The sequence below is a fragment of the Aquiflexum sp. TKW24L genome (assembly GCF_023502205.1).
Taxonomy (GTDB): domain Bacteria; phylum Bacteroidota; class Bacteroidia; order Cytophagales; family Cyclobacteriaceae; genus Cognataquiflexum.
In genome coordinates, this window is record NZ_JAMFLG010000028.1 from 46,444 (window position 1) to 61,016 (window position 14,573).

At 41.4% G+C, this 14,573-nt stretch carries 12 protein-coding genes; 8 read left to right on the top strand and 4 right to left on the bottom strand.

The genetic code is table 11. The annotated features are described in order from the left end of the window. Nucleotides 1-123: 123 nt before the first annotated feature. The 7 genes from M3O96_RS16435 to M3O96_RS16465 all read left to right on the top strand — a co-directional run bounded on the left by M3O96_RS16435 (nucleotide 124) and on the right by M3O96_RS16465 (nucleotide 7,460). Nucleotides 124-939: a formyltransferase family protein gene (locus M3O96_RS16435; RefSeq protein WP_249722358.1), complete on the top strand. Its 816-nt coding sequence runs from the start codon at nucleotides 124-126 to the stop codon at nucleotides 937-939. A gap of 161 nt (nucleotides 940-1,100) precedes the next feature. Continuing rightward, complete coding sequence (locus M3O96_RS16440) at nucleotides 1,101-1,766, top strand: heme exporter protein CcmB (RefSeq protein ID WP_113924047.1); 666 nt, start codon at nucleotides 1,101-1,103, stop codon at nucleotides 1,764-1,766. A gap of 686 nt (nucleotides 1,767-2,452) precedes the next feature. Then, nucleotides 2,453-3,133, top strand: coding sequence for a cytochrome c biogenesis protein CcsA (ccsA, locus tag M3O96_RS16445; RefSeq protein ID WP_249722359.1), 681 nt, complete (start codon nucleotides 2,453-2,455; stop codon nucleotides 3,131-3,133). Next, entirely contained in the window at nucleotides 3,130-3,375 is a 246-nt protein-coding gene (locus tag M3O96_RS16450; RefSeq protein ID WP_249722361.1) for a CcmD family protein, read from the top strand. Before ccsA (M3O96_RS16445) ends, M3O96_RS16450 begins: the two co-directional genes overlap by 4 nt. Nucleotides 3,376-3,443: 68 nt before the next feature. Beyond that, nucleotides 3,444-3,860 carry a cytochrome c maturation protein CcmE domain-containing protein gene (locus tag M3O96_RS16455; RefSeq protein WP_249722363.1) on the top strand — a complete coding sequence of 139 codons (417 nt, stop codon included), beginning with the start codon at nucleotides 3,444-3,446 and terminating at the stop codon, nucleotides 3,858-3,860. 28 nt (nucleotides 3,861-3,888) lie between these two features. Next, nucleotides 3,889-6,420: a cytochrome c biogenesis protein CcsA gene (gene ccsA, locus M3O96_RS16460; protein WP_249722365.1), complete on the top strand. Its 2,532-nt coding sequence runs from the start codon at nucleotides 3,889-3,891 to the stop codon at nucleotides 6,418-6,420. Between the two features lie 263 nt (nucleotides 6,421-6,683). Beyond that, nucleotides 6,684-7,460: a Rossmann-like and DUF2520 domain-containing protein gene (locus tag M3O96_RS16465; RefSeq protein ID WP_249722366.1), complete on the top strand. Its 777-nt coding sequence runs from the start codon at nucleotides 6,684-6,686 to the stop codon at nucleotides 7,458-7,460. A 161-nt stretch (nucleotides 7,461-7,621) separates the two neighbouring features. Here the strand turns inward: M3O96_RS16465 and M3O96_RS16470 are convergent, their stop codons facing one another. The 4 genes from M3O96_RS16470 to M3O96_RS16485 form a co-directional block, all read right to left on the bottom strand. Further along, entirely contained in the window at nucleotides 7,622-8,497 is an 876-nt protein-coding gene (locus tag M3O96_RS16470; protein ID WP_249722368.1) for a pirin family protein, read from the bottom strand. Between the two features lie 72 nt (nucleotides 8,498-8,569). Then, the gene (locus M3O96_RS16475; protein WP_249722370.1) at nucleotides 8,570-9,571 is read right to left on the bottom strand and encodes an acyl-ACP desaturase; all 1,002 of its coding nucleotides are present in this window, start codon (nucleotides 9,569-9,571) and stop codon (nucleotides 8,570-8,572) included. Between the two features lie 158 nt (nucleotides 9,572-9,729). After that, the gene (locus M3O96_RS16480; protein WP_249722372.1) at nucleotides 9,730-10,614 is read right to left on the bottom strand and encodes an ATP-binding protein; all 885 of its coding nucleotides are present in this window, start codon (nucleotides 10,612-10,614) and stop codon (nucleotides 9,730-9,732) included. A gap of 6 nt (nucleotides 10,615-10,620) precedes the next feature. Next, nucleotides 10,621-12,336 (bottom strand): hypothetical protein, encoded by a 1,716-nt coding sequence (locus M3O96_RS16485; protein ID WP_249722374.1) that lies wholly within the window; start codon nucleotides 12,334-12,336, stop codon nucleotides 10,621-10,623. 177 nt (nucleotides 12,337-12,513) lie between these two features. On the opposite strand from M3O96_RS16485, the gene M3O96_RS16490 reads away from it, so the two are divergent. Continuing rightward, nucleotides 12,514-13,755, top strand: a complete 1,242-nt coding sequence (locus M3O96_RS16490; protein WP_249722375.1) for a dipeptidase — start codon at nucleotides 12,514-12,516, stop codon at nucleotides 13,753-13,755. The last annotated feature ends 818 nt before the right edge of the window (nucleotides 13,756-14,573 follow it).

Sequence of the window (14,573 nt, forward strand, 5' to 3'; positions counted from 1 at the left end):
AGAAGCAGTAATCTCAATAAAAATAGATTGCTCATAAAAAATATGACGGAAGTCATAAAATAATGGAACCGATGACAACCTTTTCCACAATAGAGCAGTATGGTAAAGTTTAGATATGGTCCAATGAAAATAGTAATTATCAGTCAGTGCACCCCAAGGGAGAAGATTGTAGTTCATGAAATTGTCAAAAACTTTGACTACGTCACATTGGTTAATTCCGAGCAGAGTAAGGGTGTTTTAACGAATAAGGAAAGCAAGTCAGTAATCGCAAAAAAAACCAAATCCCGATCATTTTATGATAAAAATGGATTAAGGTTCTTCCATAAGTTCCATAAGATAGCTATACAGAAGAGGACCCACCATTTTAATCTTGAGAATCATGATTTTACTAAGGTCAGCATCCCCTTTACAGAAATAAATACAAAAAGAGGTCTTGCTTTTATTAAGTCGCTTAACCCTGATATTTTATTTACCTGCAATGCGCCGATCCTGAAAGGGGAGATTCTCAATATACCAAAAATCGCAGCCATCAATGTCCATTATGGCATGCCACCACACTATCGTGGTAATGACACGTTGTTTTGGGCTTACATCAAAAAGGATTTTGAGAACCTTGGCGGATGTCTCCATTACACCACTAAAGGAGTTGATAGGGGAAATATTTTGGCAGAAGTGTTTCCGTCATTAGACCCAAAGGATAGTTTGGTGGAGGTTGACATCAAAACCTCAAAGTTGCTGGCAAAAGCTGCTGTCAAAATTTTGAAAGACATAGAAAATTGTGGTCAAATTCCTACCGGAAAAGAGCAGGTCGAAAAGGGAAGAAATTACAAGTTGCACGAAAAGACCCTGAAGCATCATTTAACATACCTTGCCCAAATGAACTTGGGATTACTCAAACCAAAGCCAAGAAAGGAAATGATGGTTTTCTATACAAAATGATTTTTGGAAAGTTGAATAAACTTTGGTGATCAGATATTCGGAATTTAATTTCCAATTTCTACGATGATCGCGGCAATTCATTTTATATATGGTATTTTGGACCACTATTTTTGATTTTTTCGAACAATCCTACATATCACCAAACTTTTTATCTTTGCCCCATGCTCAAAGAAATTGCTGTTCTGATCCAAAAAGAAATCACCCTCGAATGGAGGCAGAAGTATGCGCTCAATGGCATTCTTCTGTATGTCGTTTCGGCAGTTTTTATTACATACCTCAGTGTAGGAGCGAAGCAGGGTAATATAGGCGTTCCGACATGGAATGCGCTGTATTGGATCATTATCCTGTTTTCGGCAGTCAATGCTGTGGCCAAAAGCTTTGTGCAGGAGCATCAGGGCCGACAGTTATATTACTACATGATAGCTTCTCCCGAAGCCATCATCATTTCCAAGATCATATACAATACACTCCTGACACTTGTTTTGGCATTGTTGGGATATTTGGTTTTCAGCGTGATTTTGGGTAATCCAGTTCAGGATCAGGGGATGTTTTTGTTGAATCTCATATTGGGAGCGGTTGGTTTTTCGGCCTGTCTAACGATGGTATCGGGGATAGCGTCCAAGGCGAGCAACAATGCGACTTTGATGGCGATATTGAGTTTCCCGGTGATTATTCCGATTTTGCTCATGGCTATCCGTGTGTCGAAGAATGCCATTGACGGATTGGATTGGTCAGTGAGCTTGGATAAGATTGTCACGCTTATGGCTATCAATGTTATCGTGGCTGTGACGGCGTATATTCTATTTCCATATCTGTGGAGGAGTTAGGAACTGACCAGCAAAGTCGCAAAGAAAAAAAGCAAGTCGGATGGCTATAGGCCGGTAGACTTTGGTTAAGAAACTTTTTCCCACGAAGACGCAAAGACGCAAAGAAAAAAACTGTAGTACGGGAGAAAATGCCCATTATTAGTGTCCTCACTGGCCATAAAATTCAAAAGAAACTGTCCCGCAAAGCCGCAAAGACGCAAAGAAAAAAAAGCAAGTCGGATGGCTTTAGGCCGGTAGACTTTGGCAAAGAAACTTTTTCCCGCAAAGACCCAAAGAAAAAAAAGCAAGTCGGATGGCTATAGGCCGGTAGACTTTCCCAAAGAAACTTTTTCCCGCAAAGTCGCAAGGACGCAAAGAAAAAAAAATCGGGAGGACTAAACACAATCAGACTTTGACAAAAGATCCGTAGCTTTTTTTCGCAAACGGAAAACGGCTAAGAAACCCGAAACTCCAAAGTTTGGTCATTGTCAGAATTTCTAATGATGATAACTTCTTTGCGGCTTAGCGCCTTAGCGGGAATTTTTTTTTAATCTCATCCCTTATCGCCTTTCGTGAGTTCCCCTCTTTTTCTTTGTGCCTTAGTGTCTTTGTGGGAAAAATCACATAACCCCAACATATCTCATAAAAAGCAGAAGAATAAGGAACTTATGACCTATTTTTGCACTTGAAAAACCAAACCCATTATAATGAAATCATATTGGTGGAAAATTCTGACTGTAGCCTTGTTGGCATTTACCCTTACAGCTGGACTTCTTCTTGACGTACCGAGATTACCCATCCTTAATGAGACGATTAGGGCACTTCATTTCCATGTCACCATGTGGTTTGGGATGATCCTGATGCTTATGGTAGCGGTGGTTTACAGTGTTAAATTTCTCCGCAGCAATGACCTCAAGCATGATGATATGGCGGTTGAGTTTACCAATGCGGCGATTTTGTTTGGCGTATTGGGTATCGTCACAGGCATGCTTTGGGCCAAATTCACCTGGGGAGATTATTGGAGCGGTGATCCAAAACAGAATGCTTCCGCCATCGGGTTGTTGATGTATTTTGCCTATCTCATATTGAGGAATTCCCTTACCGATGTTCATCAAAGGGCTCGAATCGGTGCCGTCTATAACATATTTGCATTTGCCGCTTTTATACCCCTGATATTTGTTTTGCCTAGACTCACAGACAGCCTCCATCCCGGCAACGGTGGCAATCCCGGTTTCAATGCTTATGACCTTGACAGTAAACTCAGGATGGTATTCTATCCGGCAATCATTGCTTGGACACTGTTGGGAACTTGGATCAGTACCATAAGGGTGAGGCTGAGAAGAATTGAAAGAAAATTTGAAGATAAATTGATCAATCAGGTATCATGAAAAAATGGATAGTATTAATGTTCATGGCTTTCTGTCTGAATGCATTTGGACAGGAAAAAATTGAAATCAATGAAAACGATTATCAAAACTCCGGCGTTGAAATGGCAGATGTCATGCGGTCGGAGGGTAAAATATACGTTTTGGTTGGTATCATTGGGATCGTTTTGTCTGGAATATTGGTTTATGTAATCAGTACAGATAGGAAAGTAGCCCGATTGGAAAAGGCAATGAAAGAAGACTAAGGATTGTAAAAACTCCTGTAGTTGCAAAGAGTTATTAAGCAGAAATCAAGAATTTAAATCGATACATAATGAAAAAAGGACATTTAATTGGTTTGGGAATCATAGCCGTAGCCATCATCATCATCATGTCAATGATCGGTGATGCAAGTACCTATGAGAGTTTTTCCAATGCCAAAGCCATGAAAACCAGTGGTGAGGACAAGGCCATCCACGTTGTGGGTCAGTTGAAAAAAGGTCAATCCGGGGATGTGGTTGGAATAGAAGTCCATGAAAACAAGACTTCATTCTATTTCCTGATGGTGGACAATGAAGGGACAGAACAAAAGGTCTTTTACAATGAACCGGTGCCACCGGACTTTTCTAGGGCTGAACAAGTCGTGGTCATCGGTGCTTATAAGGACCAAGACCTCTTTGTAGCCGACAAAATCCTGATGAAGTGTCCTTCCAAATACCAAGAAACCGAGCTCAAAACAGCCGGAATGTAAATTAACTTCCCCTTTGATAACATCAACCATGATCAATACCTTTATAGGTAATTTAGGCCACTTTGCATTGATTCTTGCTTTTGTCAGTGCCTTGGTCACAGCTTATTCATATTATCAGTACACGATTGCCTCAGAATTAGACAAAGCAAATTGGAGGCGGTTCAGTAGGGTCACTTTTTACATTCATTCCGTGGCAAGTGTCACGGTAGCATTTGCACTTTTTGAAATTATCTACAACCACCGATTTGAATATTTCTACTCATACTCCCATTCTTCCAAAGCACTTCCTGTGCATTATATGATCTCCAGTTTTTGGGAGGGTCAAGAAGGCGCATTTATTCTTTGGATAGTTTGGAATGTGGTTTTGGGATTGGTTCTGATCCATACCAACAAATTCTGGGAAGGTCCTGTGATGATCGTTTTTGCCTTGGTGCAGGCTTTCTTGGTATCCATGATTTTGGGTGTAGTGATCGGAGACCTGAAGATTGGAAGTTCGCCTTTCATCCTTTTGAGAGATGCTGTATCAGCCCCGATTTTCCAAATCAATCCCGACTTTGTACCCGAAGATGGAACAGGGCTCAATCCTTTGCTTCAGAATATTTGGATGGTTATCCACCCGCCTACACTGTTTCTTGGATATGCTTCCACTTTGGTTCCGTTTGCCTTTTTGATGGGTGGATTGGCTACCAAAAGATACTCTGAGTGGGTTCGTCCTGCTTTGCCTTGGGCACAGTTTTCGGCCATGATTCTAGGAATGGGGATCATCATGGGTGCCTATTGGGCATATGTAACTTTGAATTTTGGAGGCTATTGGAATTGGGATCCTGTCGAAAATGCCGTCTATGTCCCATGGCTGATCATGGTGGCTGCGATCCATACAATGATCACTTTCAAGAAAAGCAGTACGGCCTTAAAGTCTTCCATAGTCTTGGTTATTGCATCCTTCATTTTGGTACTTTATGCTACCTTCTTGGTGAGATCCGGGGTATTGGGAGATTCTTCGGTCCACTCCTTTACCGACTTGGGTTTATCAGGTCAGTTGTTGATTTATATGTTGTTTTTCCTTGTTGTCGCTATTTTCTTGGCCGCAAAAAATTGGAAATATATCCCTACTTCAGAAAAAGAAGCTTCTGTCTATTCACGTGAGTTCTGGATTTTCATTGGAGCGACTACATTGTCCTTAATGGCTTTTCAGGTAATCCTTCCTACTTCCATTCCGGTGTGGAATGCATTGGTGGAGAGTTTTGGAGGTATCTCCAACATGGCACCTCCGGCTGATCAGATTGGTTTTTATACCAAATTCCAATTGTGGTTTGCAGTGGTGGTAGCTTTGCTGACGGCAGTGGGACAGTTTTTTTGGTGGAACAAAATGGATCCCAAAGCCCTAAGGGAAGCACTTGTGATGCCATATATCATTTCGGTGATCATTTCTGCGCTGATCATTGTCCTTGGAAAAGTCTATGACATTCCATACATCATTGTGGTTTTGGCCTCGGTATTCACCATTGTCGCCAATTCAACCATTTTGATCAAACTGATAAAAAAATCTAGCTTTAAATTGGCCGGGGGTTCTTTGGCCCATATAGGATTGGGAATGATCCTGATTGGGATCATGTTTTCATCTGGGTATTCTGAAATCATATCCTACAATTTATCAGGATTGACTTACAGCAATTCATGGGAAGAGGAAATGAACAAAGAGCACGTGTTGCTTTGGATCAACAAACCAACCCAAATCAAAGATTATACAGCTGTCTATCGTGGCAGACAGAAAAAAGTTGTAGGCTTCCCGGGCTTTGTAAATGTCAAACAACTCAAATCCACTGAGGGAATCAATGAAGCAATAGCTTTGGAAGATCTTGAGGCTAGAGGAAGGACTTATTTCAGCAAGGGTGATAAAGTCAACATTGTGTTGGAGGAAAATGACTATTTCCAGATTGATTACTACAGAGATTCTGTTTTCCAGTTTTCACTTAACCCGATGTCGCAATTCAATTCCTCCATGGGATTGATTTCCTCACCGGATTCCAAAAGGTTTGTAAACAAAGATTTATACACCTATGTCTCTGCGATCAATGACTATGAAGATCCTGAGTGGAGAGAAGATGAATTTTATGAAGTAGCACCGGGAGAGACATTTTTCATTTCTGATTTTGTGACCACTTTTGAAGGCGGAGAAGTGCTTAGCCAAGTTGAAGGCTTCGAGTTGAAAGAAGGAGATGTGGCAGTCAAGGCGAAGTTGGTCGTAATGGATTATGATGTGGAGAAAAGGCTGGAACCGATCTTCATCATCCGAGACAATCAGGTCGGGAAAATTGCTGCCATAGATAATGAACTCGGTGTCAAAGTAGAATTGGAGAATATCAAACCTGAAACCAACACATTTTCTTTCAAAGTCAACAGGTATCAAAAAGACTATGTGGTCTTGAAGGCGATACTGATGCCGCAGATCAATATCCTATGGGCAGGAACGATCCTTATGCTGATTGGTTTTTGCGTAGCCATTTATAGAAGGTATGATGAATTCAAAAAAATGAGAGATAAAGGCTTGGAAGCCTAATAGTTTTTCTTTCTTCGATTATATTGAAAGCCCTAAGGAGAGATTCCTTAGGGCTTTTTCATGTTTTCAGTTTCAAGACAAAAAGGTATATATTTCAATATGATTATTCGCCACGTTTCCGAAGGCTCAAAAAAAGGTAAGATTTAAGCAGCGGATAATCAGTCCATAGACCACGGTCGATGGTCCATAGCCGCTACAATTGAACTCCAATCCGAGTTTTATATGGTTAGTGGAAAGAAAGCTTACATATAAATATTTCAAGTATGAAATTTAAGATTGCGATATTGGGAACAGGCAATGTAGCTTGGCATCTCGCACCTGCTATAGAAGAGGCGGGGCATACTGTGACAGAAATCTACGGTCGGGATATTGCAGATGCTGAAAAACTCACCGGCAGGTTATACACCGCTGAAACAAAGGATGACTTGGATTTTTCAGAATCCGAGGCAGAGATATTTATTTTGGCAGTCAGCGACCATGCCATTTCTGAACTTGCAGATCAAATTATTTTGCCGGAAGAAAGTATCCTCGTCCATACTTCAGGTGCTGTGCCATTGGATGTTTTGGGATATAGTTCGGCAACCTATACTGGTATTTTTTATCCCTTGCAGACATTCAGCAAAGAGAGAAAAATCGACTTTGGTGATGTCCCCTTTTTATTGGAATCTGAGGACCAATCAGCTTTGCAAAAATTGAAAAAACTTGCCAAATCACTTTCTCCACTTCAATACCTTGTGAGGTCAAAGGACAGGATGGCCTTGCATGTAGCGGCAGTTTTTGCCAGCAACTTTTCCAATCACATGCTTAGGCTTTCTGAAGAAATCATGGGAAGGCAAGGTTTGGATTTCGAAATGCTCAAGCCGCTCATTATTGAGACCATAAGCAAAAGTCTAGAACTCGGGGCAAAGCGTTCCCAAACAGGTCCTGCAAGAAGAGCAGATTTGAATACTTTGGATGCCCACCACCAGTTTTTGAACTATAATGAACAAATCGCAGAAATATATAAGCTCATATCCCAGGATATTATTGATTCCTATTAAAAAATACCCCCTTTAGGGTATTTTTTAAAGGTTGCAGATCCCGTATCTTTGATTCGGGTGATTAAGCAACTTTTTGAGCTATACTGTTTCTATAAATGATTTTAGTTTAGTATTTTTTAGTATATCGGGTGGCTGCCTGTCAAAGGGCAGCCACACATTTTTTAATGATTCCAAGTTCCAAATTTGCCTTCTTGATAATCATTATAAGCTTCCGCAATTTCCTTTTGTGTGTTCATCACAAACGGACCCTGTGCTACCATGGGCTCGTTGAATGGCTTTGCATGACCTAAAATCAGGATGGCGTCTTCTGTAGCTTCGACGGTCATATTTCCTCCGTCCCCGGTAAATTCTACAAGGTTTCTGAATGGAATTGTTTCTCCGAGGACTTTTACTTCTCCACGGACGATATAGAAGAATATGTTTTCATCAACAGGAATATCTTTCGTGAATTTTGCCTCTTTTGACATGGTGATTGTACTCAGGAAAATAGGGCTCAATGTTTCAAACGAACCTACATTTCCGTCCCATTCCCCCGCGATCATTTGGATTTGAACTTTCCCACCTTCAAGGTCAAAATGGTTGATTTCATTTTTTTGAAGCCCAATGTATCTCGGTTTTGTCATTTTCAATTTGGCGGGAAGGTTGATCCAAAGTTGCAGGATTTCCAAATCACCGCCTTCTTTTTTGAATTTGGAAGAAGAAACTTCCGAGTGGATGAGGCCACTTCCGGCAGTCATCCATTGGATACCGCCTGCTTCTATGACTGATTCATGTCCACCCGAATCCAAGTGCATGATGTCACCTTCGAGGATAAAAGTGACCGTTTCCATTCCTCTATGGGGATGCGGCCCAAAAGGAAGTCCCCTGTTGTTTTTTGGATAGGTTTGAAACCCGTGATGGTTCAAAAAAATGAAGGGGTCGATCTGCCGGAGCTTTGGAGAGGGAAGGGGATTGTATGTGATGAGGTCAGCTATCGGATGGTAAGCTGCGGGATGTATTTCTTTGATGGTCATGGTTCCTATTATATGTATATACATTTAAATAGAATTAATTGAAAAAATGTTCCCCGAAGGCCATAAAAAAACCTGAATTTCTTCAGGCCCTTCATTTTATTTTAACCACGCAAGGGATATTTCATCCGGCGTTTTCATCCTGTCAGCTAATCTCATGTATCGGTCAGAGAGATGGGCGAGGTATTCTTGCGCTTTGGATGCGGCGTCATTGAGTCCGGTAATGTTTTGCACCTCCCAGAGTTTGACCAAATGTTCGATGATCCTGGCATAATCCCAACCTGTGTAAACACCGATTTTTTGGGTAATGGCTGAGAACTGATCAAACAAGGTAGGATTGCTACTTCCTTTTCCCATCAAAACTGCCGGCATCACAATATTCTTGCGCATCATTTTCTCAAAAGCAATCATCGCTCCGTTTGGATCGATTTCAAATATCTGGCTCATAAAGCTTTTATAGGCTTTTTCGTGCCTTGCTTCATCACCTGCGATTGTCTTACAGATTCTGGAAAGCACATCATCCCCAGCTTTGTCTGCCAACTTCCCGGTGTTTACATGGGAAATTTTTGTTGCTCTTTCTTGGAATGAGGTATAAATCATCGCCTGATAAGGATCCTTTTCTGATTTAGGATCAAAACCATTGTAGATCAATCTGTGGATGGTCTGCTCTACCTTTTTCATATCCGCACGACCGGACAGGTAAAGGTATTTGTTGAGCAGGTCACCATGTCGGTTTTCCTCCGCAGTCCATGCCTTAGACCACCTTACCCAACCTGAATTGCTAAGAAGACTTCCTTCAACATTTATTCCTTCCAAAAGGTTGAAATACGTTTGATAGCTCGGTAAGGCTTCCTCGGTAATCATATTACCGATCAGGGAGGTAATGATAGTATCCGGAATTCCGGCGGCTCTTTCCTGGAGTTTTTTGACTTCGTCAAAGGCATCAGGCTGACCCATGTCAGGTAAAAAATCGGATGGCTGCCAACATTCATCCGGATCAACCAAAACTGTTTCAACAGCATTGTTGACAAAGCCATCTAGCTGGGAGATGACCTCCATGTTTTTTTCTAATTCGTAATTGATATTTTCTGTGTTATTCATGTCTGGATTATTCAAAGATTCCCTAAAATATATTGCCCAAATCAGATTGGAGGAAGGACTATAAGACCGGTAAATAGGGGCTTGTATAAAGTAAAGGTAAGTACAATTCCCTAAAATGATATATGGAAAACCCGTTTTCTATTCTTGGTTTCCAAGCTTCAATAGTCCAATTTATAAGCCACGACTTTATTTTTGAAGAAAGTGGGTACAAGGACCAAATTTTCACTTGGAATATAACCTATATCAGCCGTATTGGATTCCTCTGCTTTGGTGTCCAAAAGCAAAGTTTCTATGCCGTCTTTGATCAGGTAAATTTCTCCTTGCCATCTACTTGCCAAGAATACATTGTCCTCTAAGATTATCAATCCATCACCACCTGTGACATTTGAGTTTAATATTTCGAAAGACCCATCGCTGTTGTATTTCTTCAAACCTGCAGCATCTAGACCAAATACTGTTCCATCTTCAGCGATTCTAATGCCATTGATTTTGGTTTGGTTTTCAGCAAATAGTGAGAAAGAACCATTCTGAAATACATGTATTTTCCCTGTATTCATGTCCGTGAAAAAGACTTTGTCGCCGCTTGTGTCGAGGTCGTTAAGGAATTGGGCACCTTCAATTTTATGTCTTTTGGAGATTTTGCCTGTAGTAAGGTTTATTTCAACCAATTCATCAATATTAGTCACATAGAGGGTTCCGTTGACAATCCCCATTCCTTTTGGGGCATCAAGACCTTTTACCCATTCCTTCTCGATGATTTCACCTGTTTTGGATATTTTGGAAATAAAACCTTTTCCGTCTTTCTCGGCAGAGTCGCCGTCAATATTTGCTATATAGATTATCCCTGAGGAGGCATCATATAAGGCAGATTCATTGGTGGTCAGTTCTTCTGTGGTTTCCCAAACTTTGGTGAGTGATGGTGCTGATGGTACTGCCTCTACGGTGGCAGATTCTTCAGATTCTACTTTTTGTTGCGTACCTCCACAACTCCATGCCAATGCAGGGATCAATAAGGCAAAACTGATTTTTCTAGGGATCTTCATAGTTGGTTATTTTTTTAAAGTCCAGGTTTTTTGATTAAAATTTGAAGGAGCGGAGGCCTTCAGTCTTTTAGCGATTTTGTCTAGGTACATGGTATTGTATCTTAGCCTGGTGATGTAATTGGGCTGGGTAGGGTCGCCGTTCCAGCAATGCTCGGCCCGATCCCCATATTTAACCTCACCGCCATAATAAGGTTCAGAAGTTTTTTCGAGAAACTCCTCAGTAAGATAAACGGCATTATTCAGGTAATAATTATCCATATCCCCGCAATAGATATGGATTTTACCTTCAAGGTCTTTACCCAATTTTGACCAATCCCTTTCCATGATATGCCGCAGGTCAAAGTTTTCTTTCCAATGGTTAGCCACTTCTTGGTTTATTTCTCCAGAGTACCTGTCCCAAATCGGTTTGGGATAGCCATCTTCCCCTACCGGAGAATAAACAGCCTGCCAAATGTCCCATTGGTCACCGGATCTGGTTTTGGTTCCTCCAAGTGCCAATTCTTTATGGTTCATGTCTTTGACCATGGCCGAAACGTGTCCCAGGTAATTTCTTTTTCCGACACGGTCAGTAGTCCTAAAAGGTCCGTTGAGGTAATAGGCATTTGGGTCCTCATATATATTCACCGTCGTAAATGCCCTAAAATCAATCGGGTCAGGACAGGCCGCAAAGCAGCCGTTGTATTCTGAGGGGTACATCACCTGCACAGCCAAAGCTTCCCATCCACCGGTCGAACCGCCATAGGTGAACCTCGACCAACCTTCTCCGATTCCCCGGAATTGCTCCTCAATATGTGGAATCAATTCGTAAGTAATGGCGTCTCCATAAGGTCCGATATTTTGGGAATTGACGGCATAGCTGTCATCATAGAACGGATTGGCATGTTGGATTTCGATGACAATGAATTTTTGGAAATCCGGAGAAATCCATTTCTGATAAAAATTATAAGCTTCCTGCTGTTCAATTTTCTCATAGCCATAAATATTGAAGCGCGCATTGTAGGTTTCTTTGATGTTTTCATCAGGGGGAGTGGTCCTGAATCCTCCAAAATCAGAGGGAAAATGACCATGATAAATCATCAAAGGATAATATTCATTTGGATTTTTGTCAAAATCCCTGGGCAATAAAACATGTGCTCCTAGATAAATATCCCTTCCCCAAAAGTCAGAAAGCAACTTACTCTTGAATTTGATATGCTTGATAAATTCTGTGTCTTCAGGTTCGGCGACAGGAGGGATGACCTGATCGATGTGCAGGTCTAAGTTTGATTCCCCGTCCCAAGAGATTTTTTTGGGAGTGCTGAATACATTTCCGGGAGTCCTTGCCCACTGACGGCCTTCCCATTGGTCAACCGGCATTTTGATGACATGCCCATCTGCACGGTTGAATGTCTCATGCCTCACAATAAATGCCTGCACCCAATAATCTCCTGCCGGGATTTCCTGCCAGTTTTCGATGGGATATCCAAATGTGCCAAAATCAAAAGAAAATGAATTTCCAGCCTGATAATCTTCAAAATCCATACCCATTACTTGGGCAGAATTGACATCATCTGACACCGCAAACCGCGGCTCTGTTTTTTCATCATGGTGAAAAAGCAAAAGCATCCGTCCGTCTTTTATACCGTCGGCAAGTTCTTGCTCGATGGTTATCTTGGCGGTTGGGGTAGTCGGGGCGTTGCACGAAACAATCAGCAATAAAATCAGGAAAGACAGGAGTCTCATAGGAATCTTCTTTGGTTTCTTTCAATTTAGCCAAATTTCCAATTATCGGATTCAAGTAGAAAAATCTATTACATAAGCGGATGGAATTTCCTTTTTCCAACAAATTCCGACCGTCTATCAATCAGGAAAAATAAATTATTCTGAAATTTTTACTTTAATCTTTTAAATTGACCTCCTATGAGAAAACTCCTACAATTATTGATTGCCTCTGCTTTCGTTTTTGGATGTTCCCAAAAAACGGAGACTATTGATTACACCCTTTTGTCGGATGAGGAAAGACTACCTGCCGCAAAAGAAATGGCCCAAAATACCATCATGGTAGATGGGCATGTGGACCTTCCTTACAGGATGAAAGTTGGAGGATTTACTCTTCAGCGGGAGATTTTGGATGTATCCGTCCGGACGGATGGCGGTAATTTTGATTTTCCCAGATCAAAAGAAGGGGGTTTGGACGCTCCGTTTATGTCGATCTATATTCCTTCAGGCTATCAGGACAGGGGAGGAGCAAAGGTTTTGGCAGATTCCTTGATCCTGATGACAGAAAGGTTGGTGAATACTTGGCCTGACAAATTTGCTATGGCATATTCCCCTTCTGATATTGAGAAAAATACCAAAGAGGGTAAGGTTTCATTTCCGATGGGAATGGAAAATGGGGCCGCGCTCGAAGATGACATCAACAATGTCAAATATTTTTACGACCGCGGTATCCGGTATATAACCCTCACGCATGGCACGGATAACCTGATCGGGGATTCTTCTTACGATACCACGCGCACGCACAATGGCTTGAGTGAATTCGGAGTGGAGGTCGTCAAAGAAATGAATAAGGTAGGGATCATGGTGGACATTTCACACGTGTCGGACAGCACTTTCTACGATGTCATTAGAGTGACAGATGTTCCCGTCATAGCTTCCCACTCGTCCGCTAGGAAATTTACTCCGGGATTTGAAAGGAATATGGATGACGATATGATCAAAGCCCTTGGCAAAAATGGAGGGGTGATCATGATCAATTTCGGTGGAAGCTTTGTAGATGGGGATTATAATGAAAAGTCCGGAGCAGTTCGGGAGCATATCGTCAATTGGCTTGCAGAAAATGGCTTGAGCAGGACTGATTCGGCAGCTGTAGCCTATATCGAAAAATACTCCGCTGAAAATAACCCATTCCCCAATGTGGAAAAAGTGGCTGACCATTTTGACCATGTAGTGGCTTTGGCTGGAATCGACCACGTGGGTTTGGGTTCTGATTTTGATGGGGTAGGGGACAGCCTGCCAACCGGTCTCAAGGATGTATCGATGTATCCTAACCTCATTGCCGAGTTGCTCAAGCGTGGATATTCCAAAGAAGACATTGAAAAAATCTGTTACAAGAATATTTTCAGGGTTTGGGATGCGGTGATTGCGGCTTCAGGGAAATAAATTATCGGATCAGATATCTCTATTTCGTGCTGATATTGGTTGATACTAAATTGATATTGGGATATTTTCTTAGACCGCACTTTAAACTAACAGCCCCATCGGGGCAAAATATGAGTAGCCCCGTGCAAGGCGCTAATCTGATTTTTATACTTAAACCAATCTCCTTGCACCGTCGTACGGGGTAAAAAGAAATATGATACTCCTGGTATTTTGGTCAAGGATTTTCTAAAAAGGAGAATCATCCACCGAAATGATAGGGAAAATCACTTTGGAAGTTGGAAAACTTGTCTTCAAAAGAATTCTGTTCTGTAACTGCTGAGGGAGAAAGCCCTGTTACCCTGTCGGTACCGTGAAGGCAAATGTTTAGTTTTTTAGATTTTCTTGTTGGTTGAAATTGTTGAAAATTGGATTGATTTTTAATGAATAACAAGTTTTGAAGTTCAATTGATGTGGCTGTGGACTGTCGACTGTCGTCTATGGTCATTATTCTATTTCAATTTGTCCATACTCACCACCGGAATATCCTTATTCCCCATTTGCTTCAATGGCTTGATCTCTGACTTTGGATATTCAAATCCATAGTCCGATAATTCCTTTAAGGAGGAATATCGGTCGAATTCCAAAGGATTTAGGATAAATAAGGCTCCTACATTAGAAAAATCCTTCTATGAAACACTTGTGGGGAGGAAGAAATTTTTCCAGGCCGGCGGAGGCGATGTGGGCGGGAGGATTAAAATTTCTTGAACTTTTTGGTTACTTTTTGTTTCAAGTCCTCGTGGTTTTTGAACCAAACTTCAAAAGAGATAACTTTATAATGG

Excerpts from the sequence above, each read along its gene's own strand:
- M3O96_RS16435 (WP_249722358.1), top strand. The coding sequence starts at position 124 with ATGAAAATAGTAATTATCAGTCAGTGCACCCCAAGGGAGAAGATTGTA.
- M3O96_RS16440 (WP_113924047.1), top strand. The coding sequence starts at position 1,101 with ATGCTCAAAGAAATTGCTGTTCTGATCCAAAAAGAAATCACCCTCGAA.
- ccsA (WP_249722359.1), top strand. The coding sequence starts at position 2,453 with ATGAAATCATATTGGTGGAAAATTCTGACTGTAGCCTTGTTGGCATTT.
- M3O96_RS16450 (WP_249722361.1), top strand. The coding sequence starts at position 3,130 with ATGAAAAAATGGATAGTATTAATGTTCATGGCTTTCTGTCTGAATGCA.
- M3O96_RS16455 (WP_249722363.1), top strand. The coding sequence starts at position 3,444 with ATGAAAAAAGGACATTTAATTGGTTTGGGAATCATAGCCGTAGCCATC.
- ccsA (WP_249722365.1), top strand. The coding sequence starts at position 3,889 with ATGATCAATACCTTTATAGGTAATTTAGGCCACTTTGCATTGATTCTT.
- M3O96_RS16465 (WP_249722366.1), top strand. The coding sequence starts at position 6,684 with ATGAAATTTAAGATTGCGATATTGGGAACAGGCAATGTAGCTTGGCAT.
- M3O96_RS16470 (WP_249722368.1), bottom strand. The coding sequence starts at position 8,497 with ATGTATATACATATAATAGGAACCATGACCATCAAAGAAATACATCCC.
- M3O96_RS16475 (WP_249722370.1), bottom strand. The coding sequence starts at position 9,571 with ATGAATAACACAGAAAATATCAATTACGAATTAGAAAAAAACATGGAG.
- M3O96_RS16480 (WP_249722372.1), bottom strand. The coding sequence starts at position 10,614 with ATGAAGATCCCTAGAAAAATCAGTTTTGCCTTATTGATCCCTGCATTG.
- M3O96_RS16485 (WP_249722374.1), bottom strand. The coding sequence starts at position 12,336 with ATGAGACTCCTGTCTTTCCTGATTTTATTGCTGATTGTTTCGTGCAAC.
- M3O96_RS16490 (WP_249722375.1), top strand. The coding sequence starts at position 12,514 with ATGAGAAAACTCCTACAATTATTGATTGCCTCTGCTTTCGTTTTTGGA.